Genomic DNA, 25551 nt, shown 5'->3' on the forward strand with positions numbered 1-25551 from the left:
CCTGTTTACTGGGATTCCTGGCTTAGGAGATACTGCTCGCGGTACTGGGCTTTTTTGATTTCCTCCCGGCGCTGTTCAGAGGGTTTGGTATAACTCTGGCGGTCCCGGAGTTCCTGGACCAGTTTAACCATTTTGCGCTTGCGCTTGTACCGCTTCAGGGCGCGGTCGATGCTTTCGTTGGGCTTGACTTCTACTTTAATCATAGGCGTGTGTTACGATTCCATCCATGTCTCTTCCCTTGGGTGCAACCCTGAAACTTGCAAGCGTTGGCTGTAGAAATGGCAACGTGCCAAAACAGCAAAATACCGGATTCCTGACCTGTGGGGTCAACCGTGCAACACGTTATGAAAGGGGCTGCAAAAGAGCATGAAGATGTTGTAAAGGTAACACTAATAATCGGCAATGGGAAACCGGGGGGAGAAACCGAAGTTCCCAAATTAGCCTAAAGCCCTGATTGTCCTGAGCATTACCAGGGTCCTTCTTCAGGGCTACTACCGCTCAGAATCTTTATTCAGTTGCAGAATTTGACCCAGATCGAAGAAATGAAAGGTGCGGTTGTTGTCCATGGCCACAAAGAGGCCTCCGGGAAAAAGGGATCCAAGGGCAACCGTAACCACATCACAACCGTCCGTTTCCCGCGTTCCCAGATCCACCGCTTTGATGAAGGCCAGTGTACGACGATCGAAAATATTGAAGGTGCCCCGCTGCTGGTCCGAAACGAGTAAAAAACCAGTTCCATCTGCATAGGCAGCGATGGCAATACCCTCAATGTCCTCTTTGAAGTATTCCCCTCCGAAACAATCGAGCTCTGTATTGTCCGAATCGGGTTCTGCATTATACTTTCGGATACAAACCCCTTCATCTGCATAGTATACGTACCCGTTGGAATCATCCACTGCGATTGCCTCAATCTCCGCCTTCCCGCTGAAAGATCCGAAGGCCCTGACCCATTCCAGGCGGACCCCATTACGGTCCGGAATGAGTTCGTATTGGTATAGATATCCGGAATACGGACCGCTTTTTCGACCTACGATGGCGTAAATATTTCCATTTTTCGGGGATTTGTAGAGGGCGATCCCCATGGGCAGGCGGAATTCAGGGTTGGCCTCATCCTGGAAAACAGCAAATCCTCCGCCGTCCAGGGGCTTCATATCCGGAATTGAAAAGATGCGAATCTGCTGGCGTTCGCGTTCGGTAAAAACCAATATGTCGGTTTGAGTAGTATCCGACAGACGAAACCCGTATTCTACATCCACATTATTGGGGCGCTTTAAACCTCGAATGGTTTTATCCTCCACGACCTGACCCTCCAGGTCGTAGGCGTAGATCGCCCCATCTGTATTCTTGTCGGTCCCAAAGATCAAACTCATTGACGGAGTATCCGGATGCACCCAAATAGCCGGGTCATCGGTATCGTGCAGTACGGGGGCTGTTATGAGAACAGCCTTGGTTTTAGGGACTCGATGGGTCCGGCAACCCGACAGAACCGCCAGGGTTAGGGCCAGACCCATCGGGATGATCCCTTTCTTTAATTGCTTCATCCTTATAAAACAACCTTCGGCCCTCAATTGCGGAAGATATCGTATTTAAGTCCGAACGTAAATCTCAGGCTATAGAATTCGACCTGTTGGGTCCTCTCCCGAATACTCTGATAATAGCGCAAAGGCTGGTTGGTAATATTATTCAGATCCGCGTAGATCCTCAGGTTCTGGTTAATGGCATAACTGGCATTGAAATCGAGGAAGAACTGTGTATCGTAATACCGGTCTTCGAAATCATTCCCTCCGATTTCATCGATGTAGGCATCCGAGAAGTTTGCAGATAAGCGGGCACTAAACCTGGAATCGGCATAGCTCAGGGAACCATTAAACATATTGGGGGCTGTGTTGGGAAGGTCCAGGTCATCCCTCAGGTCTCCGTCTTCGTTGCGGATGCCTGTGGCATCCGAAGTCAGGTAGGTATAGTTCAGGTATACCCCGAAATTACCTAGAAATCCCGGAAGAAAATCCAGTTGTCGCTGAAGTGCGATTTCGGCACCGAAAATAGTAGCCTTATCCCCATTTAAGGGTTGAAACACGTTATACCCTTCAGTTCCGGGACCAAATTCATTGTTGGTCGTCTCACTGATAAACGTGTAGATGAAGTCATCTATACGCTTGTAGAAAACCCCTCCGGACAGGATACCGACATTGCTGAAATAATGCTCGGCATTCAGGTCGAAATTCATAGAAGTGGTAGGATCGAGTTCCGGGTTCCCTACAAAGATTTCCTCATCGGAATTCACAACATCCAGAGACGGGGTAAGATCCACATAGTTCGGTCGGGCAAGGGTATTGGTCCAGGCAAGACGTATGATGGATCGCTCGGTAATGTCATACTTGAAGTGTACCCCCGGAAGCACATTGGTATAGGAACTTTCCTCGGTTATCTGTCCCACGACATTTTCCTCATCCAGGATTTGGTTCCCGGTAGCTTCTATTCGGGTATGTTCCAGCCGGACCCCGAAGAGAACGCCCAACTTGTCTGTCAGGTTCTGGTTGGTCATCAGATAACCAGCCCAGACATTTTCGCTTACCTCAAAATTATCCCTCAGAAACTCGTCAGGAACGGATTCCCCGGCCTCCGGGGTCAACGAAAGGCTCCCAAGCCAATTCTCAGATGGGTATATCCCAGCGGCATATTCCGACCCGGCAAGATAGTCCGGATCCGTATAATCCTTGGTAGGTAAATCTGCGAGTGTCGGGAATTGATCTTCCAGATCGAATTCGAAGAAATTATTATCCCTGAATTTGTTTTTGAATCGGCCACGACCCCCGAATTTGAGCGTTCCGTCTCGGCCACCGAATAGATTCAAAGGCATTTCCATATTCAGAAATATATTGATGTCTTCCTCCTCTGTATATTGATTTTCGTTGGTGATTTCATCGAATTCGAAGGCACTGGCATTATTGGCGTCCGATGCGGTCTCGGCTCTCATAAATGGGAATTCAGTATCCGAATTGTCATTCAGGGCAATGAATTCTGAAGCATAGACAGCATAACGCTCATCCAGGCGCTCCTCCGAAGCCTTGGCGTAGGCAGCCATCCAATCCAATTTCAGGCTGCCAAACAAATGATCGCCCCCAAGGGTATAATTTTGCATGCGCTGATCCTCCAGACGCCTGTTTTTGTTCCGGGAATTGTCGATACCACCCTTGGTTTCCCTTTTGGCTTCTACCGGAAACCGCGTTGGAATGCCTTGGGTAATGGTGAAATCACCCGCTTCTATATCTTCAGGATCGAGGATCTCCTGTTCCAGCACAAAACGGTTTTCACGATCGTCGCGCCAGTTGTACATCGTTTTCAGATAGATACTGTTGGCGGCATTGAAGCGATAGTCGAAATTAGCCGAAAAGCTCCGACGAATCCGCTGTACCAGGTATGTACGCTGTTCCGTGAGGTTAGTATAAGGATCCACATCTACTTCCTCCAGGATGGGTTCCCCGTCCGCATCATCTACACCCGTGTAAAATTCGAATTCATCGGTCCATTCCGCTTCAACATTATCCGAACCAAAATCGTTGTCGTTTACAGCGGCCGACAGCATCCAACCAAAACGCCCGTCTGCAGAACGATCCCCCAAGAGGAACGATCCGTTTAAGATGCGTTTGTCTGTTATGAAGTTAACCCCGGAACCTAAATTGGCAGAAAGCCGGAAGCCCTGGGGCGCTGTACGTGTTACCAGGTTAACCGAGCCTCCTAGCGCATCCCCATCCATGTCCGGGGTTACGGCTTTGTTGACTTCAATGGTCTGGATCATATCTGCGGGGATCAGGTCCATCTGAATATTCCGGTTATCCCCTTCCGCAGAAGGAATCCGGCTGCCATTCAGTGTTACCGAATTCAACTGAGGCGAAAGGCCCCGGACAATAATATTCCGGGCTTCCCCCTGATCTACCTGCATCGTGATACCCGGGATACGCTTTACAGCATCTCCGATATTGGCGTCGGGAAACTTTCCAATCTGATCGGTGGAAACCACATTGGTAATGTTGATGTTAGACCGCTGTGTATTCAGGGCCTTTGCCTGGCCGCTGGGGCCAAGGCCGGTCACTTGTACTTCCTGCAAGTTAAAACTGGAGGGTAGCAGGGTCACATTTAATGTGGCGGTCTCCCCGGAAGTAACGGTAACATCTCGGGTAATTTCTTCATAACCCAGATAGGTGATCCGCAGTTGGTAGTTTCCTTCAGGAATCCCCAGGAGGGTAAAGCGGCCGTCGAAGTCGGAAATTCCTCCCTTTTCGATTTCGGCAATGAAGATGTTTGCTCCAGGCAGGTAAATGCCGTTTTCATCGGAAACAGTTCCGCTGATATTGCCCTCCTGAGCCGTGGTTATTAAGGGGGAGGAGAACAAAACACAGGAAACAATAAGATACTTAAGAAATGTTTGGATTTTCATGACAATATGTTGGTTATCATCTCCAAAACTATAGCTACCAGGGTTTTAGATAGATAAAACCAAGGCAACAAACAGGCAACAATCACAAGAAAAAAAGGAATCAAACAGGCAACAATCACCTTTTGTTAACCCACTGCTAACACAGGGCGTAAGAACGGCCTTCAGAGCTCGACCAGATAGGAGACCAACTCCTCTTTAGAACCTATGGGTAGTTTTTTCCGCAAGCGGTATCGGGCTACCCTTACACTGTCTGGGGTAACCCTGAGTATCGAAGCAATTTCCTTAGAAGTCAGATTCATTCGCAACAGCATCCCCAGGCGTAATTCAGAGGGGGTTAGTTTGCCTTCCCCGAGTCCATTGAGCCGCTTCATGAAAGCAGGGTGTATCTCTTCAAAGATTTGAAGGAAATCGTCCCATTCCTCATCAGTGCTGAGATTGAATTCTATCTCCTTACGCAAAGACCTGAGTGTATCACTGTAGTTTGCGTTGGAACGATCTGCCATCTGTCCCAGGGACCGAGAAAGTCCCATAAGGATTTTATTCTTCTGTGACAGGTTCAGGCTATAGCGGGTCAGGGCAGCGCTTTTAACCTTAATCTCCTTTTTCAGGTGGTCTTCATGGGAGGTAATCCGCTGCATATCCGCTTTTAACTGTTGTTGCTCCAGTTCCTGCACCCGCTGCTGAACCCGACGCTTGCGCCTGCTATAAAGAAACACCATCAAAAACGTAATGAAGGTCGAAAGAGCCAATGCACCAATTAGAATCTGGTTGGCCCTGCTTACCTTGTTCTGTTCTCGCAATAAAAGGATTTCAGAGGCCTTCCGATCTGAATCGTATAAGGCCTGAATCGCATTGAGCTGACTTGTATTCCATGCCTCCAGCTCCTGTGCCCGGTACGTGTCAGCCTCCAGCAGATGCGTATAGGCCTCATGGAAATCACCTATAGAGGCATACGTCTTGGCCAGATCCTTGTGCGCACTTTCCATCTGGTGTATATCCTGTATCCCCCTGGCCAAATCGAGAGCCCGCTGGGTATATTTCTCTGCTTCTTTATATTTCCCTTGTTTCCGTCGGACATCGCCGAGGTTATTGAGGACGTTGGCAGTCTGACTGCTAGCGGAATCCTTAAGAACCCGATAAGCTTCCATAAAGTGTTTATAGGCGAGCTCTAATTCCCCGATATCCTCATAAATACTACCCATGTTCTCCTTGGCCAATGCCATGCCAACCTGATCCTCCAATGCAACATACTGAGCCATGCTGGCCTGCTGTAACTCCAGGGCCCGGATATACGCGCCTTGCTTTTCGGCACATGTGCCCAAATAGCCAAGACTCAAAGCTCTTCCAGCCCTGTCATCAATGGAAATGGCCAATTCCAATGCCTGATTCAGACTGGTTTCCGCCTGCTGGTATTGCCCTCTGAGAATTTGCAACTTCCCGACACTATTGAGCAGTGCCACGTGAATCGGATCCCCTGACTCATAAGCCAGGGTGTCCGAAGCGGCCTTAAACCGGGCCATAGCTTCTGAAAAGAGCTCCAGATCCAGAAAATGGTTGCCTTCCTCCAATAATCGTTGAGCTACCCCATAAGGATTCCCTCTGGTGCTCATGGATTGTAGTTGCCTCTGATCTGCGGAATACAGAATATTTTCCGACTTCCCGGTACCAAAACCAAAGGAAAAAATTCCTATTACTGCCCCGAATACAAGTGTATACAACCTCATTTCAAAAGAAAAGTGTTTGCAGTATAAGGGGCCGGGGTAGCTCCAATGTAATGCCCACATTACTATTTCGTAAAATCGGGACAATAACGATTATCCAGTTTTGTTTCATCTTCATATCTTTAAATCCATACCACCAACCCAAAACCACCATGAGTTTCTTCCTGATCGCCACGATCCTGATTGTACTTTCGGCCCTTTTCGGATACTTCAATGCCCGGGTATTGCGCCTGCCCAGTACCATCGGTTTAACGGTCATCACCATTGTGTTCACCCTGGGGGTTTTTGCCCTGAGTGCCCTGGATCCGAGACTTCTCAACGCAGAGCGCTATATCATCTCCTCCATCGATTTTAAATCCTTGCTGCTGGATACCATGCTGGGGTTCCTGCTCTTTGCGGGGGCGCTCCATACCGACCTGGAAAAACTAAAAACCCAGCGCTGGCCGGTGCTGGCCTTTGCCACTTTCGGGGTATTGGTCTCCACCTTCCTGGTTGGCGCGGCCACTTACTTCCTGCTACCCCTGGTGGGGCTTCAGGCCAGTTTCCTGCACTGCCTGTTGTTTGGCGCACTGATCTCCCCTACCGACCCCATTGCCGTTTTGGGTATCCTGAAAAAGGCCGGGGTGCCGAAAAAACTGGAAATAAAAATCGTGGGGGAATCCCTCTTTAACGACGGGGTGGGCGTGGTCATCTTTTTGACCCTTTACAGCCTGGCCTCGGGCGGGGGCGGGGATTTTTCCCTGGGGGATACGGCCCTGCTTTTCATTCACGAAGTCTTTGGCGGCCTGCTGCTGGGGCTGGTCCTGGGGTGGGTGTCTTTGTTTATGATGCGCCGCATAGACGACTATGCTATTGAGGTGATCATTACCCTGGCGGCCGTCATGTCCGGGATTGTTCTGGCTCAGTACCTGCACGTCTCCGGCCCGCTGGCCATGGTGGCAGCCGGACTTATGCTGGGCGGGCCCAAGGCCCGTTCCCTGGCCATGTCGGAAACCACCGAGGAATACGTAGACCGGTTCTGGGAACTGCTGGACGTTTTGCTGAACACCGTCCTTTTCGTTTTGATCGGGATGGAAATCCTGGTCCTGGACCTGGATACCCTCTACATCATAGCCGGGGTCCTGATGATCCCGGTGGCCCTGCTGTGCCGCCACCTTTCCCTCTTCCTGCCAGTCCGGCTCTTTGAGCGACGCCTGGACTTTGTCCCGGGTACTCACCTGGTCATGACCTGGGGCGGCTTGCGCGGCGCCATTTCCATTGCCCTGGCCCTGGGCCTGACGGCAGACATGCAGCGCGACCTGTTTCTGGTTATTACCTATATTGTGGTGATCTTTTCCATAGTTGTACAAGGATTGACTGTCGAGAAACTCGTGGCGCGGCTGCGCGATAAAAATCAAACCCTATGAGGTCTGCACTCTTATTATCCGTATTGTGCCTCCTGCTTTGCATGGCAAGCCCTTGCGTACTCCGTGCCCAGGTTAAACCGGTTTACCAGGTGGGGATCCTCGCCGATATCCAGACAGGGGAATCCAGTGCAATACTGGAACGGCTGACCTCGGAAATACAGGCCGTGGTGGGAGAGGATGCCATTGTGGAATTCCCGGTTGAACTGCGACGCTACAATAATTTCGATCCGGAGGCGGCGCGTGTTCAATATGAGGATCTGGCGGCGCAAGGAGCACATCTTATCCTGGCTTTCGGGTATGTGAACAGCCGTATACTCAAAGCGCGGGAAACCTTTCCTGTACCCACCATCCTTTTCGGGACCACCAATCAGGAAATAGCAACCTTCGACCTCTCGAAAGAAACCAGCGGAATTACGGACTTCACCTATCTGATCGCCATACAATCCTATGAAGAGGACCTCCGGACCTTCAGGGAACTAACCGATTTTGAGCATGTAGGAATCGCGCTGGAGGCGGGGTTGTTAAAAAACCTGCCCCTTACCGGAGCCTTGGAAGGTATCCTGGGTCCTTCCGGGGCCACCTTTCGCATTATCCCCTTTGAAAGCACAGATGATATCCTGGCAAACCTGGAGGGGCTGGACGCCCTGTACATGGCAGGAGGATACTTCCTCCCGGATGCCGCGGTGGCCCGCCTTGCCGATGGCCTTCTGGCGGCAGGTATCCCCTCGTTTACCAATACCTCGGTGGCAGACGTACAACTGGGCCTGCTGGCCACAAACCGTTCTGAGAACAGCCTGGAGCAATTCATCCGCCGAATGGCCCTTACTATAGAGGCATGGGTAAACGGAGCCTCCCTCTCAGAGCTGCCGGTTTCCGTAGACTTCGGAAAGGAACTCACCGTCAACTACAATACGGCCCAGCTCATCGGGCTTCCTGTCAAATACAGCCTTATTGCCAGTACCCGCCTGTTAGGTTCCCCGGAAAAAACCACCACCGACCGGCAATATTCATTGCTGGACGTGATTCTCGGGGGATTAGACCAGAACCTGGGGTTGTTATCCCAAAGTAAGGACGTAGAACTCAGCCAGCAGGAATACCGCCAGGCCAAGAGTAACTACCTGCCCTCCCTAACCGCCAATGCATCGATCAACAAGGTGCAGGAGGAGGCCGGTTTGGCCCCGTTCCGCCCGGAGTATTCCACAGACGGGTCCCTGGTCCTGCAGCAAACCCTGTTCTCCCCGGACGCCAACCTCAGCATTGGAGTGCAACGCAATTTACAGCTGGCAGAACAATCCAACCTGGATGCCGCACAACTCGATGCCGTCTTGCAAGGTTCCAGCCTATACTTTAGTGCCCTTCTTAATAAGGTAAATGTCCAGATCCAGAACCAGAACCTGCAACTTACCCGCGAAAACCTGAAGATAGCTGAACAAAATTACCAGGCCGGCCAGGCCGGCAAAACCGATGTCCTGAGGTTCCGCAGCCAGATGGCACAAAACACCCAGACCCTGGTAGAATCCATCAATGCCCTGGAGCAGTCCTACCTGGACCTCAAACAATTCCTCAACAACCCCATGGAGCTGGATTTAGAGGTAATGGACGCCGTTCTGGGGGAAGGCGTTTTCGAGTCCTATAACTATCAGCAAATTGCAGACATCCTGGATAACCCACAGTACCGCGAACCTTTCGTGGAATTCCTCATTGAGGAAGCCAGGCGCAATGCCCCGGAACTTGAGGCGCTGGCCTATGCATTCCGCGCCGTGGAGAAGGACTACAACCGGAATGCCCTCGGGCGCCTGCTTCCCACAGTGGCCCTGCAGGCATCCTACAACCAGAATTTCAACCAATGGGGCCAGGGCAGTATAGACCCGGACCCCGATGGATTTTACAGCCTGGGGCTCAACGTAAGGCTACCCCTTTTCAACCAGTTCCGGACAGAACTAAACCGACAAAGCGCGCGCATTCGCCTGGACCAAATTGAACTGGACCGGGAAAACCTGAACCTCTCCATTTCCAGGAATGTGAACCAGGGCGTACTGAACCTGATCAATCAGATGGCCAATATCAAGCTTTCCGAAGTGAGTGCATCGGCAGCCGAAGAGGCACTCGAACTAGTCCGTACCGCCTACGGGGAAGGCGCGGTGAACATCATCCAGCTTATAGATGCCCAGAACAATTTCCTGCAGGCCCAGCTGGCCCAGGCAGGCGCAACCTACAATTTCCTGATAACCGCCATACAGCTCGAGCGCTTTATCGGATACAACTTCCTTTTGCATACCGATGCGGAAAACCTGGAATTCCGCAACCGATTCGAAACCTATATGGTAAACCATACACAAGAGTAAGACCATGAAACCCAACCACCTGTTCTATCTGACGTGCCTGTTCGGGCTTTTTCTCCTCCTGTCCTGTGGCGAAGACCAGCAGGCGCCAAATAACCCTTTGAGGCCTGTAAAGTATACTACTGTGGACTTCCTGCAGGGAGTGGATACCAGGACCTTCAGCGGCACGGCACGCACGGAGAAAATCATCAACCTCAGTTTCCGCTCGGGCGGTATTCTGACGGAGCTGAACATCAAACTGGGGCAAAACGTTCAAAAAGGGGAGTTACTGGCCCGTTTGGACAATGTAACCGCCCGGCTGAACTATGAGAGCGCCGTGGCATCGCAAAACAGCGCGGAATCCCAGATGAATACGGCGAAACTGGCCCTGGACCGTATCCGGGTGCTCTACGAGAAAGGAAGTGCCTCCCTTACGGATTTCGAATCGGCCAAGAATTCCTACAAAACTGCACAGCAGGGGTATGAATCGGCCCGCCGCAGTGTGGCCATACAACAGGAGCAAATCCGGTTTGGCTACCTCTATGCGCCGGAGGATGGGGTTGTCACCTCCATCAGCGCCGAGGTGGACGAAACCATCAGTGCCGGGCAACCCATAGCCGTAATGAATGCCGGCACTGAGATGCAGATTGCACTTGGCTTCCCGGAAAGTATCATCAACGAAGTAGCCGCCGGTATGCCCGTTTCCGTCCGCCTCCCGGCACAACCCGACCAGGAGTTCACCGGGCGCGTTTCGGAACTTTCCCCGGCCGTGGATAACAACAGCGCCACCTACCCTGCACGCATCCAGGTCGATGACCCGGGAGGACTCATTAAAACAGGGATGGCAGCTAATGTTACCCTGGAACTGAATGCCGGAAATGCCCCCAACACCACCCTGACCATCCCCCCGGAAGCCGTGGGGGAAGACAGCCAGGGCAGGTTTGTCTACGTGATAGATGAATCGGGCGATACCCCGGTAGTGCGCAGGACCAGCGTAACGGTAGGTAGCCTGGACAGCCGGGGGTTTGAACTGGTGAGCGGGTTGCAAAGGGGTCAGAAGATAGCCACTGCCGGGCTCCAGACCCTGCTGGACGGCCAGCAGGTAACTCTATTCGAATAATACGGGTATTAACACCAAGAGAACACTACCGCCTTGAACCTCACTGCCTTTTCCATCGACAAGAACCGGATCACCTTTACGATCCTGGCTACCATAATCCTCCTGGGAATCTCCCTCTACCCTTCCCTTCCGCGGGATAGTATGCCCCCTTACACGGTGCGTATTGCCACAGTTGTGACTTTCTTTCCCGGTGCCAGCCCGGAACGGGTCGAACTGCTGGTAACGGACAAGGTGGAAAAAATTGCCCAGGAACTCCCGGAACTCAAGGAAGTGAGCAGTACCTCCCGCAACGAACTCTCTGTGGTAAAGGTGGAACTGATGGACGAGGTACCCCCGGAACAGATGCAAGCGGTCTGGGACCGGCTCAGGCGAAAACTGGCTGGTATCCAAGGCCTTCCACAGGGGGTGCAGCCCGAATTGAAGGACGACGGCATAGGCGAAGTGTACGGCATTGTAGTGGGGATTACCTCCGATGGCTTTTCCTATGCCGAAATGAAGCGCTATGCGGACGAGATCCGCGACGCCCTGATCAAACTCCCGGATGCAGCCAAGGTAGAACTCGGGGGCGACCAGGAAGAGCGTGTATTTATCGAATTCGACAATGCGGTACTGAACCAGTACGGCATTACGGCCAGCATGCTTAAAAACAGTATTTCTGCCACCAACATCCTTACCTCCGGCGGGCAGGTCAACCTCCGGGACGAACGCATTATCCTGGAACCCACTGGGAATTTCAACTCGGTGGAAGAGATCGAGAACACCCTGATCAATATCGGGGGGAAAGGCGGGCAGTTGCTCGCCTTAGGGGATATCACCCAGGTCTCCAAAGGGTATATAGACCCTCCTAAGCAACGGGTACGGGTCAATGGAAAAGACGCTATCTCCCTGCACATCAGCCTGAAGGAGGGTTCCAATGTAATTGCGCTTGGTCAGGGGGTCGATGCTGTCCTGAACCAATGGCGTTCCCGGCTTCCGGTTGGTTTGGAGCTTACCCGGCTGGCATCCCTGGACACCTACATAGATGTAAAGATCGACGATTTTGTCGTGAACCTGCTCCAATCTATCGGGATTGTCCTGCTGGTGATGCTGGTGTTCCTGGGGCTGCGCTCCGGCAGTATCATTGCCAGCCTCATCCCAATTGTGGTGATCATGACACTCATGCTTATGGGGGTTATCGGGATGGGGCTCAACCAGGTGACCCTTGCCGCCCTTATTATGGCCCTTGGTATGATGGTGGACAATGCCATTGTGGTTGCCGAAACCATTATGGTCAAGATGGAGCAGGGTATCCCCAAGAAAAAGGCGGCCATAGATGCCTGTTCGGAATTGTTTACCCCCTTGCTGATCTCCACCCTGACCACCTCGGCAGCCTTCCTGGCCTTTTACCTGGCCCAGTCTACCATGGGGGATATCGTGGGTCCTATCTTCGTCGTGATTTCCCTGGCCCTGCTCTCTTCCTGGATTATTGCCCTGACGGTGATAACCCTTTTCTGCTATTTGTTCCTCAAAGCGGAAACAGGTCCCAAAGAGCCGTCCATCATCGACAAGGCCATCCGCTACCTGAAAGAAAAATACCAGGTACTGATTGTATGGGCCCTCGGACGAAAGACCCTTGTGCTTGGAAGTATCGGGGTACTGTTTTTCCTGTCCCTGTACGGGTTTACCCAGATCCCCTTTGTTTTCTTCGCGGACAGCGACCGGAACATGATTACCGTAGATATAAACCTACCGCAGGGTACGCGAATTGAACGTACAGCCGGGATTGTTGCGGAAATTGAAACTTTTATGCGCGATTCCCTGCAGATAGGACCCGGGCGGAGCCAAGGGATACGGGACTGGTCTTCTTTTGTGGGAGAGGGACCGGAGTCCTACGACCTGGGGTACAGCCCGGACGAAGCCAATTCCAGCTACGCCCATATGCTGGTGAATACCTCGGACTTCACCCAGAATAATCCCATGATTGAAAAACTGGATGCCTTTTGCTTCAGGAGTTTTCCCAATGCGGATATTAAGGTAAGTGCCCTGGGGTCCGGCGGGGGCGGCACACCTATCGAAATCAAGATTTACGGCCCGGATCCGGACCGGCTTACCGAACTGGCCGCTACGGTAAAGGACCGGCTATCCCAGATTCCGGCCACCAAGAACGTAAAGGACGATTGGGGGCCCAAAAGCAAAAAATTCCTGATAGCGATAGACCCTAACCGGGCCCAGCTGGCAGGGATCAGCAATCAGGATATCGCCCTTTCCCTCCAAACTGCCCTGGATGGCTTCAAGACCGGGGAATACCGCGAAGAAGACAAATCCATCCCTATCGTCATGCGGGAAGACCGCAACCAGCAGCAGAGCCTGGAAGCCCTTGAGACGATGAATATTTACTCCCAATCTACCGGGCGCAGCGTGCCCCTGCTCCAGGTGGCACGGATCGTCCCCCAATGGCAGTACAGTAAAATAAAACGCCTCGACATTATCCGGACCATCGTGGTCTCGAGCGAATTGCGAGCCGATGGGAACGCATCGGCAATAACTTCAGAAATCCGGCCCTGGCTGGATCAGCAGCAGGAAGGATGGGAAGCAGACTACTCCTACAATTTCGGTGGGGATGCCGAGAATACGGCCGAAAACATGGGTGCTGTGGTACGGTATTTACCGTTGTCCGGCTTTATCATTGTCCTGTTGCTCATCATACAATTCAATTCCTTCCGCAAAATGACCATGGTGGTACTCACCATACCCCTGGCCATCATAGGGGTGGTCATCGGCTTGCTGTCCTTCAGGGAAGCCTTCGGTTTTATGCCATTTCTCGGGGTCATTTCCCTGGCTGGGATCGTGATCAACAATGCCATTGTACTGATAGACCGGATGGAAATTGAACAGCGCGAACTCGGACGCAGCGAACAGGATGCCGTCATCACCGCCTGCCTGCAGCGGTTCCGGCCTATATTACTGGCCACCTTTACCACGGTCCTGGGACTCATCCCGCTTTATCTGAGCGGGGGTGAAATGTGGGAAGGTATGGCAGTTGCGATCATGGTTGGGCTTCTGTTCGGCACCATTATCACCCTGGTCTTTATCCCGACCTTCTACAGTGCGGTGTACAGGGTACAGTACAACGGGTACCGGTTCGATCCCAAACTCCTGGAGGAGAGTTGATAAAAACCCTGCAGACATATCGCTTTGAAGCCTACCTGCTTACCGGATGCCTGGTTTTGTTCGGATCGCTGCTATTCCCTGAAGGACCCTTTGAACGTTGGATTTCACCTCTCTTTCTTAACCTGAATATCGCCGCCGGCTTCCTGCTGATCACCATGAGGAGAAAGGCTTTATGGGCCTATACCCTGCTATTTGCCGGTGGCATGGGGTTTTACCTCTTGCAGATGGTGCTGCACGGGGGCCTGGGGAAGGGGTTGGAACTGGCACGGCTTGGATTCTACTCGGTCTTTTACAGCATTGTGACCATTGAAATCATCCTGCAGGTCTGGAATGTCCGCCAGGTAAACCGGCAGGTTATACTGGGGGTGATTTGCGGGTACGTCTCGCTGGGCCTTGTTGGTTTTTTTCTGGTATATGGTATTGAAGCGGCGCAACAAGGCTCCTTTTCAGGTTTACCCGAAGCGGCACAAACCGGGGAAAAGGCCGACGCCCTGCTCTACTATGCCTACATTACCCTGATGACGATAGGATATGGCGATATGTCCCCCAAAACTCCCGTAGCACAAAAGGCTGCGATACTTATTGGTCTGGCCGGTCAGTTCTATATGGTCATCATAACGGCTGTGGTAGTTGGCAAATACATAGTGGTAAAGCAAGACCATGGATCATAGCCGCATTTGCGTAACTTAGTCCGTAAGCCCTATCGCTTTCAAACCGAGACCACATGAAAAAAGCTTTGCTCTTCGCCCTGCTAATCCCGGGCCTCCATTTTTTGTATTCCCAGCCCGTTGCAAACGCCACCGACCTAAGCCAAACCTGGCCCGCTCACTGGATCAGCCACCCGGAGGATTCTGGCGAGCAGTTCGGGGTCTACCATTTCCGCAAGGAAATACAGCTCGAGGGCGTGCCGGAGCACTTTATGGTGCACCTCTCTGCAGACAACCGCTATAAGTTTTACGTCAATGGCCGGTACGTGGCGTTCGGCCCGGCCCGGGGAGACCGCTTCAACTGGCGGTACGAAACTCTGGACCTGGCCCCTTACCTAAAGGCAGGGACCAACGTCCTGGCCGCAACCGTCTGGAATTTTGCCGGGTACCGCCCGGTGGCCCAGCATTCGGTCCGGACCGGGTTTATCCTGCAGGGGGACAATAGTCTGGAGCGTATGGCAGATACCAATGAAAGCTGGGAGGTCCTTAAAAACCACTCCTACGAGCCCATACCGGTCCGGCTTCGGGCGTATTACGTGGTGGGCCCGGGGGAAAGTATCGATTCCGGGAAGTACCCGTGGGGTTGGGAGCAGCCTGGCTTTGAACACCCGGGGCTGACATCGGCCAAGGAATTGCAGCAAGGCAGGCCCAGTGCCAGCCTGGGGCGCTATGGCGGTGTGCCTTCCCATGTCCTGATCCCCAGGACCATCCCCCAGATGGAGGAAACCCCTCAGGCCTTTGCCGCCGTTCGGCGCTGGGAACCCGCCAGCCTGGAGCAAAAAGGATATAACGGGGCTGGACCAATAACCATCCCGTCAGGGCAGCAGGTCACCCTTCTCTTCGACCAGGGCCACCTGACCAATGCCTATCCGGTACTCAAGACAAGTGGGGGTGCAGGCGCGGAAATCCGGATTACCTATGCCGAAAGTCTCGTAGATGCGGATGGCAAAAAGGGCAACCGCAATGATGTGGCAGGGAAAACAATCCTGGGAAATTCGGACCGAATCGTGCTGGACGGGGGTCGGGACAGATCCTTCGAAACCCTCTGGTGGCGGACCTTCCGCTATGTGGAAATGCAGATTGCAACCGGATCGGAACCCCTGGTGCTCGAACAATTTTCATCCCGGTTTACCGGGTACCCCCTGGAGGAAGAAGCCGTCTTTACCTCCCAGGTGCCCTTCCTGGACGACATCTGGGAAGTCGGGTGGCGTACCCAGCGCCTGTGCGCGGGGGAAAACTATTTTGATTGCCCATATTACGAACAATTGCAGTATGCGGGAGACACCCGGATCCAGTGCCTGATTTCCACCTATGTCTCCGGGGATATGCAGCTGTTTAAAAATGCCTTGCTGGCCTACCGGGACTCCAAAGAGCCCTTTGGCCTTACCCAGAGCCGATACCCGAGCTACGACCCCCAGTTTATCCCTCCCTTCTCCCTGGTGTGGATCACCATGCTCCACGACTATTGGATGCATTCACCGGATACCCCCACGGTACAGGAGTTGGTACCGGAAATCCTGAGCGTCCTGGAATGGTACGAGGCCCGCATGGCAGACAATGGGCTGCTGGGGCCTATGGAATGGTGGAATTTTGTCGACTGGGTCAATTGGGAGGGCTGGGAGTCCGGGATTCCCCCGGGGGCCGAACAGGGCGGTTCGGCTATCATCAGCCTGCAATACGCCTATACCCTCCAGAAGGCCACGGAGCTCCTGACGGCCTTTGGGTACCCGGCGCAGGCGCAGCGCTTTGCCCGCCGGGCCGAAAACCTGCGCGCTGCAGTACGGGAGCTTTGCTGGGACCCCGGAAGGGGCCTCTTTGCAGACACACCTGCAAAACAGTATTACAGTCAGCATGCCAATTCCCTGGCCGTCCTGACCGCGACGGCGCCACAGGAGCAGTGGCAGCCTCTCATGGAACGCGTCCTGGAAGGCACCGACATGGCCCAAACCTCTTATTATTTCTCTTTTTACCGCACGGAGGCCATGATCCGGGCCGGGATGCAGGAAAAGTACCTCGCAACCCTGGGGCCCTGGCAGACCATGCTGGATATCGGGTTAACGACCTTTGCCGAGGAACCCGAACCCACCCGTTCGGACTGCCACGCCTGGAGCGCTTCCCCCCTGTACTACTTCCTGTCTTTGGTCATGGGGGTAACCCCGGAAAGTCCGGGCTTTGATACGATTCGGGTAGCCCCGCATTTCAACGGCCTGGAGGGTATAGACGGAAAAATGCCCCATCCCAAAGGCGAGGTTGCAGTGCGCCTGGAGCCGGGCGGACCCGTCGGGATACAGGGAACCGTAACCCTGCCCGAAGGCACCTCCGGTACTTTTAGCTGGGAAGGGTATACCCAACCCCTGAAGGGAGGGATAAACCGCATCGGGAGCCGTTAGAGTACCCTGGTTTTTCCGGGCATGGGGATGGGGTACTTCCCATCTGCATCCGGGAGGGAAGGGGGCGTGGTATCCCAGGTAACTTTCTCCGGCATCAGCAGGAGTTCAGAATTCATGGCCGCTTCCCAGCTCACCACCTGCCCGCTGTAGGTGGCCATCCGGCCCATAATGGCCGTCAGGGTGCTTTTGGCTCCGTTATAGGCATCATTGATCTGTCCGCCCTCCCGGATAGAGGCAAAAAGCCTGTTGTGTTCCTCTTGGTAGGGATTATGCCCCTCCGGGTTGGAAATGGTCCCCGTCTCATTCCCCTGCAAATCGTAGATTTTTGCTACCCCGGCGTCGCTGGTAACCACTGAGCCTTCCGTCCCCTGGAAGCACTCCCCTACCCGGTACATGGTGCCCGGCTGGTGACGGCACTGGCTGGCTACCACGGCTCCCGAGGGATAGGTATATTCAACGAAGTGGTGGTCGAAGATCTCCCCGTGGTCCTTCCCGGTGCGCACCAGGCGGCCGCCCATGCCCTGGGCCGAAACGGGGTACTCCCCAATGAACCAGTTGGCTACATCTATGTTATGGATATGCTGTTCCAGGATATGGTCCCCACAAACCCAGTTAAAATAATACCAGTTGCGCATCTGGTATTCCAGTTCGCTCTGGCCTTCCTGTCGTGGGCGCACCCAGACCCCGGCGCTGTTCCAGTACACCTGTCCGGAACGGATCTGCCCGATAGCCCCTTCCTTAATCCGGGCCAGGGTTTGGATATAATTCTCCTGGTAATGGCGCTGCAGGCCCACCACCACATTGAGCTTTTTCTGGTCGGCCATACGGGCCGTCTCCAGGACGTGGCGGATCCCCGGGCTGTCGGTGGCCACCGGTTTTTCCATAAAAACATGTTTGCCGCTTTCAACCGCATACCGGAAGTGATAGGGGCGGAACCCCGGGGGGGTGCACAAAATTACCAAATCGGCCAGGTCGGTCGCTTTTTTGTATCCATCGAAGCCCACAAACCGGTTTTGCTCCGGGACCTGCATCCGGTCGCCCTCCCCGTAACGCTCCATCAGGTTGGTGTAACTCTCAGAAAGCCGGTCCTCAAAGAGGTCGGCCATCGCCACCAACCGGGTATTGGGGTCGGCCTGCAGGGCCTGGTTAGCCGCCCCGGTACCCCGGCCCCCACAGCCCACAAGGGCAATGCGGAGTACTTTGTCATTAAAAACGCGGGCCATGGCGCGCATTTCGAGGGTGGGCAGCATTACGGCAGAGGCCGCTACGGCGGAGGTTTGGAGGAAGTCCCTTCGGGATTTCCCCGGGGTTGTTTTTGTTTTCATCAGATTGGTCTTAAAGGGTTAGCCGGGTCATTTCACGTCCCAGTATATTTCATAGTCTTCAGGCGGGGGCGGGTCTAGGGGCCGGACCACCCGGAACCCGGCAAAGGGGGCATCGGTAAACCACCATTTGCTCCGGGGAAACTGCGGGTCCCGCTGCTTCCAGACCGGGTCGGACAGCAAACGGGCAGCCGTTTGTGCTTCGCTGGCCGTCCCCTTGTAGGAGCCTCCTTTCAGAATGCCGGGATACTCCTGCAGGGGTGGAAAAGTACTGCCGTCTGCTCCGGGACTGTCGGGATCCACCCCGTCCAGCACCCATTCTGCCACATTCCCATAAATGTCGTAAAGGCCCAGGGGATTTGGCCGCTTTTCCCCGACCGGATGGTAGGCCCCACCACTGTTGGCGCCATACCAGGCGTAGGTGTCCAGGGCTGTGGAATCTGGCCCAAAGAAGTAGGGCGATTCCTGCCCTGCCCTTGCCGCATACTCCCATTCGGCCTCGGTGGGCAGGCGGTAAAAATGACCCGTCTTGGCCGAGAGCCATTTACAGAAGCGGGCGGCGGCCTTCCGGGTGACATTCCCTACCGGCAGCCCAGCCCCTGTGCCCATCCCCAAACTCATATCCACATAGGGCATGGTAGCCCCGCTCACCGCATCGGCAGCTATCAGTACGGTTTCCCCGGAGCGGGCATCGGTTTCCACTCCCGGGCCTCCTTCCAAATAGCGTTGGTACAATTCCCAGGTCACCTCGTGGCTTCCCATCCAGAAGGCCTCCACCTGCTGGTTTTCCCCTTCAGACCCCTGGGCAACCTGGCCTTCGGGGATAAAAACCATTTCAAATGACAGGGAGGAGCCATCCAGGCTCTCAGTATACCCGCTCTGGGCCCATAGCCCGGAGCTCAGGAAAAATACAGTTACAAAAACAAAGGCTTTCATTACCCTGTAAGATACTCCTTTTTCAGATGGATTCCCAGGGGCATGGCCCGGGCTATTAGGACGGATATTAGAAGTTGTAATACCCCAGCCATGCCGCGAAAGCATCGATCCACGCATCGGTGGGTTTGCCCTGGGTGCGCATCCCGAAGCCATGGCCCCCGGATGGGTATAACTGCATCGTGGTGGGGTTGCCCTGGGCGTTCCAGGCGGAATAGGCCTGTTGGGTCTGGACCTGGAAGCCGAACTGGTCGTCATTGGCAACGGCCAGGAAGGCCGGGATCTTATCCGCAGGAGCCTTCAGATAGTCTAATACATGGAGTGCCGGATAAATGGGCGCGGTAAAATCCGGCCGGTTGGCCTCCGCGGTATATTCCAGGGCCGCTGCAGCCGCAACCGTTCCCCCGGCCGAAAAACCGATGATCCCGATACGCCCCGGGTTTACGTGGTATTGGGCGGCATTTGCCCTGACGTGGGCGATGGCTGATAACCCGTCTGCCTTGGCTAGTTCAATGTATGGGGCCATTTGCCGGTCCAGCTCCTCCTGCCCGCTCTGGAGTTTTTGCACGAATTCCTGTCCGGGGTTTTCCCCTGTGGGTACCAGGCGATACTTCAGGACGAAGGCGGCAATCCCGTGCTCCACGCACCACTGTGCCACATGCCTGCCCTCATTGTCTATGCTCAGGGTATGAAACCCCCCGCCCGGGGCTATAATTAGCGCCGTCCCGGTTGCTTTGGAGGGTTCCGGGAGATACACCGCAAGGGTAGGTTCCGATACGTTGGAAACGGTGGGCAACCCATCCCAATCCGAAATCTGGGTGCGCTCTCCCCCTTCCCATTTCATATCGGCCGCAGCCGGGGCAGATTTCAGGGCGACGGTTTCCGGGGCTTGTGCTCCGAGGGTAACAGGTAATGCTATAAGCAATACGATCAGCAGGTTGTAACAGGGGTTGGTCATCTGAAAACGGATTTGGTCCAAGATACAAAACCCAGGGAAGTCGCCAACACAGGACCAGGTGGCACAAACCGGGGACTTGGGACTGAAATGCGTATTTTGCGGGGTAACCTGATGGCAACCCCGCAGATGCACCTGTTTCGAGTTTCGATTTTCCTTACCCTGACAGTGATGGCCCTATCCTGCCGTCCCGATGCGAAACAAGGTGGCGGGGACATGGCGGTGGCAGATACCTACCTCACCGACGAGCTCTCCATCCAGCACGGGATGGAACTCTTCAACAGGCACTGCGCCAGCTGCCATAACTTTACGGCCAACGAAATCGGGCCCAACCTCAGTGGGGTAACCTCGGAAGTAAGCAAGGACTGGCTGGTGGACTATATCCACGACCCGAAAGCGAAAATTGACGGGGGCGACCCCAGGGCCGTTGCACACTTTGAGCGCTACCGCCTGTACATGCCGGGCTTCCCGCAGATCCAGGGTAAAGACATGGACCACCTGCTCGGGTTTATCCATAAATTCTCCGAGGCCGAGAAACGCAATACAAGCAACCGGAAGGGAGGCCTTATCAACCCCATTCCGGAACCTATCCCGGAGTCCGGGCTCGTACTGGATTTAGAAGAGTGGTTCACCGCACCGCCTACCTCCCCCAACCCCCTCCTGGCCCGGATCAACAAACTGGACCGGACAGGGACGCGCCTTTTCCTGGCGGACCAGAGGGGACTGCTCTACGAGATTACCTGGGACTCTGTGAAAACCTATCTGGATATCAGGGAATGGATGCCGGAATTCATAGACGCCCCGGGGTTCGGGTCCGGCCTGGGCAATTTTGCCTTCCATCCGGAATTCGCCTCTAACGGACTGTTCTATACCACCCACACGGAAAAAGCCGGGTCCGCCCCGGCGGACTTCGCCCTGCCCGACAGTGTACCTGCCAGGCTGCAGTGGGTGCTTACCGAGTGGGAAAGCAGATCCCCTGGCTCAGATGTCTTTTCAGGCCGGAAACGCGAAATCCTGCGGGCCGATATGGTGAGCCAGATCCACGGCTTCCAGGAACTAACCTTTAACCCCCTTTCAAAACCCGGAAACTCCGATTACGGCCTGCTCTACCTGGGGATCGGGGACGGGGGTGCCGGACTGGGCGGCTACCCGCAGCTCTGCGATAACCCAAGTCAAATATGGGGCAGCGTCCTGTGCCTGGACCCCTCGGGCACCAATTCGGCCAACGGCCGGTACGGAATCCCAAAGGACAACCCATACGCCGGAACCGCAGAAGGATTGGGAGAGGTCTGGGCCAGCGGGTTCCGCAACCCGCACCGGATCACCTGGGATGCGGAAACCGGGCACATGTTTATCTCCAACATCGGGCAGCACAGCGTGGAAGAGGTCAACCTCGGGCTAAAGGGGGCCGACTATGGCTGGCCCAACCGGGAGGGCACATTCCTGTTCGACGTTCAGGCCAACAGCGAACTGGTCTACCCGGTTCCCGAATCCGGTAGCCGGTACACCGACCCGGTCATCCAGTATGACCATGACGAGGGGAATGCCGTCTCCGGGGGGTACGCCTACCGGGGGGAGGCCCTGCCCCTGCTCCGGGGGTATTATGTTTTCGGGGACATCCCCAGGGGGACCGTCTTTATGTCACCCCTAACAGAAATGGAAAAAGGACAGCCCGCGCCTGTATTCCGTGTTGCCCTCGAGTCTGAAGGCCGGGAACTGTCCCTTTCGGAAATTTCGCTGGATGCCCGGGTAGATCTGCGGTTTGCCCAGGACGCCCAGGGGGAATTGCTGCTGTTTACCAAAAATAACGGGAAGGTCTACCGGGTGGTGGGGTGCCGGGATAAAACACTATAGCGAATTGCGCTCTATTACGTAAAACGGGTTTTCCTGAACCGGGTCCCCCTGGCCCAGGACCAGAGCGGCAGCCCGGGCACCCAGATTGGCAAAATCGGTGGAAATTACGGTAATGCCATCGAGCAAAACCTCCTTCAACGGGGTATCGTTATAGGAAATAATGCCCACATCCCGGCCCAGTTTCAGGCCTGAGGCCTTGATTTTCTTAATCAGGGTTACCAGGTCGTCCTCTTTCAGGTTTATATATACGCAACCGGCCTCCAGGGGCTCTGCTTCAATGTTCTCGATTACTGAAAAATCGTAGGCGTATTCCCCGCAGAAACGCATAAACCCCTTTTTGATTTCTCCCGGGTGGTAGGTTTTATTGCGAAACAACATCCGGATGCGCTGGTAATTGCGAAGGCGGGGGTTGAGTTCCACAAGAGCGTCATAAATATTCCTTTCGAAATCCTGGTAGACCGTGGCCGTTGGGTGGCAGGCTTCCGGGAGGCGTTTGTCCAGCACGATGAGTTTGTCGCCGGGAATCTCGGCCTGCAGGAACTCGCACACATCCTCCCCGCCCTCCTCAAAATGGCAGATGATAACAAAATGGGTATAATCCCGGTTGCGGGCCTGCCGGATGAGCTCCTTAAAATGGCGGTAGTTGTTCTCGTAAATAAAAAAATCGAGGGTAGCCTTACCGTCCAGACCGGCTGCAAAGGCATCGTAGATGATCTTTTTGTGGGCGCTGAGCTTGTTGAACAGCAAAAACACCTTCGCCTTCAGGGTTAGCTGGTCGTTCTTCACATAATAGCCTTTGCCGGGCACTGAATCGATAATCCCTTTTTTTTTCAGCAGGTCGTAGGCATGAACCACCGTATCCCGGGAGATGTCGAAGGCGATCAGCAGGGCATTAACCGATGGGAGCTTGGCCCCGGTCTGCACCTTTCCCCTTGCGATGGCGCCTACGACCGAATCCACGATTTGCTGGTACTTCGGGACCTTGGAGTGCTCCTTGATGTCGATATAGGCTATCATTAATTTCTTACCTTGAGCAAACGGTACAGTACGGAATGGATGTACGGGGCGCCCGCCGTAGTTTTATCCAATAATATGAAAATTTAGGGTATGGAAACCAAGGCCTTTAAACATGTGGATTACCTCTGGGACCCCAAAAAGGCTGCTTCCCTGGCAGACGACCAGGTAGCCCTGTTCCTCTACCGCTCCAATATCCTCGGGGCCGATCTGAGAATCACGAATTACGGGGGTGGGAACACCAGCTGCAAGACAATCGAAAAAGACCCTCTGACCGGGCAGGATGTAGAAGTGATGTGGATCAAAGGCTCCGGGGGCGATATCGGCACCCTTACCCGGGCGGGTATTGCCGGGCTGTACACCGACAGGCTCCGCAGCCTGAAGAACGTTTATAAGGGATTGCATGACGAAGACCGGATGGTGGGCCTGTTTAACCACTGCATATACGACCTGGACAGCCGGGCGCCCTCCATCGACACCCCCCTGCACGGGATGCTTCCCTTTGCGCATATCGACCACCTCCACCCGGATGCGCTGATTGCCGTAGCCGCGGCTAAAGACAGCGAGGCGGTTACCCGGGAAATCTGGGGGGAGACCATGGGGTGGGTGCCCTGGCAACGACCCGGGTTTGACCTGGGCCTCCAGCTGGAAAAATGCCTGGCAGACAACCCGGGTATACGTGGCATCGTGTTAGGCAGCCACGGGCTGTTTACCTGGGGGGACACCTCCTACGAATGCTATATGAACAGCCTTGAAGTCATCGAGATGGCCTCGGCCTTTATCGAGAAGAAGATTGCAGAGAACGGACCGGTCTTCGGGGGGCAGAAAACCGCTTCCCTGCCCGCGGCTGAGCGCCGGACGCAGGCCACCAGACTGATGCCCCTGCTCAGAGGGCTTTGCTCCTCGCACCGGAGAATGATCGGGCATTTCGACGATTCTGATGCGGTCCTGGAATTTGTGGGCAGCAAGGATCTGGCCCGCCTGGCCCCCATGGGGACTTCCTGCCCGGACCACTTCCTGAGGACCAAGATCCAACCGCTGGTGCTGGACCTGAAGCCGGACGAAGACCTGAGCGATGCGGAGAAAACCCTGAAGAAACTCCAGCCGGCCTTCGAACAATACCGGAGGGAGTACTCCGCGTACTACGAGAGCTGTAAACACGCCAACAGCCCGGCCATGCGCGATCCGAACCCGGTGATTATTCTCTACCCCGGGGTGGGGATGTTCAGCTTCTCCAAAGACAAGCAAACCACCCGCGTGGCCAGTGAATTTTACATCAACGCCATCAATGTAATGCGGGGCGCCGAGGCCATTTCCGCCTACACGGCATTGCCCCGGCAGGAGGCCTTTGATATCGAATACTGGCTCCTGGAGGAAGCAAAACTGCAGCGCATGCCCAAACCCAAGGTGCTCTCCGGCAAGGTAGCCCTGGTAACCGGCGCCGGAGGCGGCATCGGCAAGGCCATTGCCGATAAGCTGGCCGAAGAAGGTGCCAATGTGGTTTTAACCGATATTGCTGAGGATCGATTGCAGGAAGCCGCTGGCTCCTACAAGCGCGACGTTGCCGCCACCGCGGTGTGCGACGTCACCCGGGCGGAATCCATTGCGGCGGCATTTGAGGAGGCTGTCCTGGCTTTCGGGGGGGTGGATATCGTGGTCCACAGTGCAGGCCTGGCCATCTCCAAACCCCTGGTGGAAACCGAAGAAAAAGACTGGGACCTGCTGCAGAACGTTCTGGTAAAAGCCCAGTTCCAGTTGGCGCAGGTAGCCGTCGCCATTATGCGCAAGCAAGGCCTGGGAGGCGATGTGGTGAGCATCGCCAGCAAAAACGGCCTGGTGGCCGGGCCCAACAACTTGGGTTACGGGACCGCCAAGGCTGCCCAACAACATATGGCGCGCCTGCTGGCTGCCGAACTCGGCCCGGACCGGATCCGGGTCAATACTGTAAACCCCGACGGGGTTATTGTCGGTAGCAAAATTTGGGAAGGGGAATGGGCCGAGGGCCGGGCAAAAGCCTACGGCATCAATGTGGAGGACCTCCCGGCATTTTACGCCAAGCGCAACCTGATGAACCAAATCATTACCCCGGAGGACATTGCCAATGGCGTTTTTGCCCTGGTTGGTCTTCTCGATAAAAGCACGGGGAATATGATCAATGTAGACGGGGGAATGGCCCCTGCCTTTGTCCGCTAAAGAGGCGGCGTTAATTTAAATTCGAGG

At 54.6% G+C, this 25551-nt stretch carries 16 protein-coding genes; 8 read left to right on the forward strand and 8 right to left on the reverse strand.

Features of this window, described 5'->3' with window-relative positions:
• Nucleotides 1-5 precede the first annotated feature (5 nt).
• The 4 genes from rpsU to CA832_RS12860 all read right to left on the reverse strand — a co-directional run bounded on the left by rpsU (nt 6) and on the right by CA832_RS12860 (nt 6048).
• Nucleotides 6-203, reverse strand: coding sequence for a 30S ribosomal protein S21 (rpsU, locus tag CA832_RS12845; protein ID WP_088342044.1), 198 nt, complete (start codon nt 201-203; stop codon nt 6-8).
• Nucleotides 204-491: 288 nt separating this feature from the next.
• Nucleotides 492-1541, reverse strand: coding sequence for a phytase (locus CA832_RS12850; RefSeq protein ID WP_088342045.1), 1050 nt, complete (start codon nt 1539-1541; stop codon nt 492-494).
• Between the two features lie 23 nt (nt 1542-1564).
• Nucleotides 1565-4438: a TonB-dependent receptor gene (locus CA832_RS12855; protein ID WP_088342046.1), complete on the reverse strand. Its 2874-nt coding sequence runs from the start codon at nt 4436-4438 to the stop codon at nt 1565-1567.
• A gap of 161 nt (nt 4439-4599) precedes the next feature.
• Nucleotides 4600-6048: a tetratricopeptide repeat protein gene (locus tag CA832_RS12860; protein ID WP_158211934.1), complete on the reverse strand. Its 1449-nt coding sequence runs from the start codon at nt 6046-6048 to the stop codon at nt 4600-4602.
• Between the two features lie 263 nt (nt 6049-6311).
• Here CA832_RS12860 and CA832_RS12865 point away from each other — a divergent pair, with 263 nt between their 5' ends.
• Genes CA832_RS12865 through CA832_RS12890 form a run of 6 tightly spaced genes read left to right on the forward strand, consistent with a single transcriptional unit; the run spans nt 6312 to nt 17253 of the window.
• The gene (locus CA832_RS12865; RefSeq protein ID WP_088342048.1) at nt 6312-7565 is read left to right on the forward strand and encodes a cation:proton antiporter; all 1254 of its coding nucleotides are present in this window, start codon (nt 6312-6314) and stop codon (nt 7563-7565) included.
• The gene (locus tag CA832_RS12870; protein WP_088342050.1) at nt 7562-9910 is read left to right on the forward strand and encodes a TolC family protein; all 2349 of its coding nucleotides are present in this window, start codon (nt 7562-7564) and stop codon (nt 9908-9910) included. Before CA832_RS12865 ends, CA832_RS12870 begins: the two co-directional genes overlap by 4 nt.
• Nucleotides 9911-9914: 4 nt before the next feature.
• On the forward strand, nt 9915-11006 hold the full coding sequence (locus CA832_RS12875; protein WP_088342051.1) for an efflux RND transporter periplasmic adaptor subunit: 1092 nt from the start codon (nt 9915-9917) through the stop codon (nt 11004-11006).
• Between the two features lie 33 nt (nt 11007-11039).
• Nucleotides 11040-14156 carry an efflux RND transporter permease subunit gene (locus CA832_RS12880; RefSeq protein ID WP_088342053.1) on the forward strand — a complete coding sequence of 1039 codons (3117 nt, stop codon included), beginning with the start codon at nt 11040-11042 and terminating at the stop codon, nt 14154-14156.
• Nucleotides 14153-14827, forward strand: a complete 675-nt coding sequence (locus CA832_RS12885; RefSeq protein WP_088342054.1) for a potassium channel family protein — start codon at nt 14153-14155, stop codon at nt 14825-14827. Before CA832_RS12880 ends, CA832_RS12885 begins: the two co-directional genes overlap by 4 nt.
• A gap of 53 nt (nt 14828-14880) precedes the next feature.
• Nucleotides 14881-17253, forward strand: a complete 2373-nt coding sequence (locus CA832_RS12890; protein WP_088342055.1) for an alpha-L-rhamnosidase-related protein — start codon at nt 14881-14883, stop codon at nt 17251-17253.
• Here the strand turns inward: CA832_RS12890 and CA832_RS12895 are convergent.
• The 3 genes from CA832_RS12895 to CA832_RS12905 all read right to left on the reverse strand — a co-directional run bounded on the left by CA832_RS12895 (nt 17250) and on the right by CA832_RS12905 (nt 20466).
• Nucleotides 17250-18578: a Gfo/Idh/MocA family oxidoreductase gene (locus CA832_RS12895; protein WP_088342056.1), complete on the reverse strand. Its 1329-nt coding sequence runs from the start codon at nt 18576-18578 to the stop codon at nt 17250-17252. The genes CA832_RS12890 and CA832_RS12895 overlap by 4 nt on opposite strands.
• A gap of 27 nt (nt 18579-18605) precedes the next feature.
• On the reverse strand, nt 18606-19511 hold the full coding sequence (locus CA832_RS12900) for a formylglycine-generating enzyme family protein (protein ID WP_088342057.1): 906 nt from the start codon (nt 19509-19511) through the stop codon (nt 18606-18608).
• 67 nt (nt 19512-19578) lie between these two features.
• Nucleotides 19579-20466, reverse strand: a complete 888-nt coding sequence (locus tag CA832_RS12905; protein WP_088342058.1) for an alpha/beta hydrolase — start codon at nt 20464-20466, stop codon at nt 19579-19581.
• Nucleotides 20467-20592: 126 nt separating this feature from the next.
• On the opposite strand from CA832_RS12905, the gene CA832_RS12910 reads away from it, so the two are divergent.
• A complete protein-coding gene (locus CA832_RS12910) occupies nt 20593-22317 on the forward strand; it encodes a PQQ-dependent sugar dehydrogenase (protein ID WP_158211935.1) in 1725 nt (574 codons plus the stop codon).
• Here CA832_RS12910 and CA832_RS12915 read toward each other — a convergent pair.
• A complete protein-coding gene (locus CA832_RS12915) occupies nt 22312-23334 on the reverse strand; it encodes a GntR family transcriptional regulator (RefSeq protein ID WP_088342061.1) in 1023 nt (340 codons plus the stop codon). The genes CA832_RS12910 and CA832_RS12915 overlap by 6 nt on opposite strands.
• A 90-nt stretch (nt 23335-23424) precedes the next feature.
• On the opposite strand from CA832_RS12915, the gene CA832_RS12920 reads away from it, so the two are divergent.
• Entirely contained in the window at nt 23425-25524 is a 2100-nt protein-coding gene (locus CA832_RS12920) for a bifunctional aldolase/short-chain dehydrogenase (RefSeq protein ID WP_088342062.1), read from the forward strand.
• Nucleotides 25525-25551 lie beyond the last annotated feature (27 nt).

Origin of the sequence: Robiginitalea sediminis (assembly GCF_002198115.1) — a bacterium.
GTDB classification, from domain to species: domain Bacteria; phylum Bacteroidota; class Bacteroidia; order Flavobacteriales; family Flavobacteriaceae; genus Robiginitalea; species Robiginitalea sediminis.

Coding starts and splice junctions, on each gene's coding strand:
- rpsU (WP_088342044.1), bottom strand. CDS start 203: ATGATTAAAGTAGAAGTCAAGCCCAACGAAAGCATCGACCGCGCCCTG.
- CA832_RS12850 (WP_088342045.1), bottom strand. CDS start 1,541: ATGAAGCAATTAAAGAAAGGGATCATCCCGATGGGTCTGGCCCTAACC.
- CA832_RS12855 (WP_088342046.1), bottom strand. CDS start 4,438: ATGAAAATCCAAACATTTCTTAAGTATCTTATTGTTTCCTGTGTTTTG.
- CA832_RS12860 (WP_158211934.1), bottom strand. CDS start 6,048: ATGAGCACCAGAGGGAATCCTTATGGGGTAGCTCAACGATTATTGGAG.
- CA832_RS12865 (WP_088342048.1), top strand. CDS start 6,312: ATGAGTTTCTTCCTGATCGCCACGATCCTGATTGTACTTTCGGCCCTT.
- CA832_RS12870 (WP_088342050.1), top strand. CDS start 7,562: ATGAGGTCTGCACTCTTATTATCCGTATTGTGCCTCCTGCTTTGCATG.
- CA832_RS12875 (WP_088342051.1), top strand. CDS start 9,915: ATGAAACCCAACCACCTGTTCTATCTGACGTGCCTGTTCGGGCTTTTT.
- CA832_RS12890 (WP_088342055.1), top strand. CDS start 14,881: ATGAAAAAAGCTTTGCTCTTCGCCCTGCTAATCCCGGGCCTCCATTTT.
- CA832_RS12895 (WP_088342056.1), bottom strand. CDS start 18,578: ATGAAAACAAAAACAACCCCGGGGAAATCCCGAAGGGACTTCCTCCAA.
- CA832_RS12900 (WP_088342057.1), bottom strand. CDS start 19,511: ATGAAAGCCTTTGTTTTTGTAACTGTATTTTTCCTGAGCTCCGGGCTA.
- CA832_RS12905 (WP_088342058.1), bottom strand. CDS start 20,466: ATGACCAACCCCTGTTACAACCTGCTGATCGTATTGCTTATAGCATTA.
- CA832_RS12910 (WP_158211935.1), top strand. CDS start 20,593: ATGCACCTGTTTCGAGTTTCGATTTTCCTTACCCTGACAGTGATGGCC.
- CA832_RS12915 (WP_088342061.1), bottom strand. CDS start 23,334: ATGATAGCCTATATCGACATCAAGGAGCACTCCAAGGTCCCGAAGTAC.
- CA832_RS12920 (WP_088342062.1), top strand. CDS start 23,425: ATGGAAACCAAGGCCTTTAAACATGTGGATTACCTCTGGGACCCCAAA.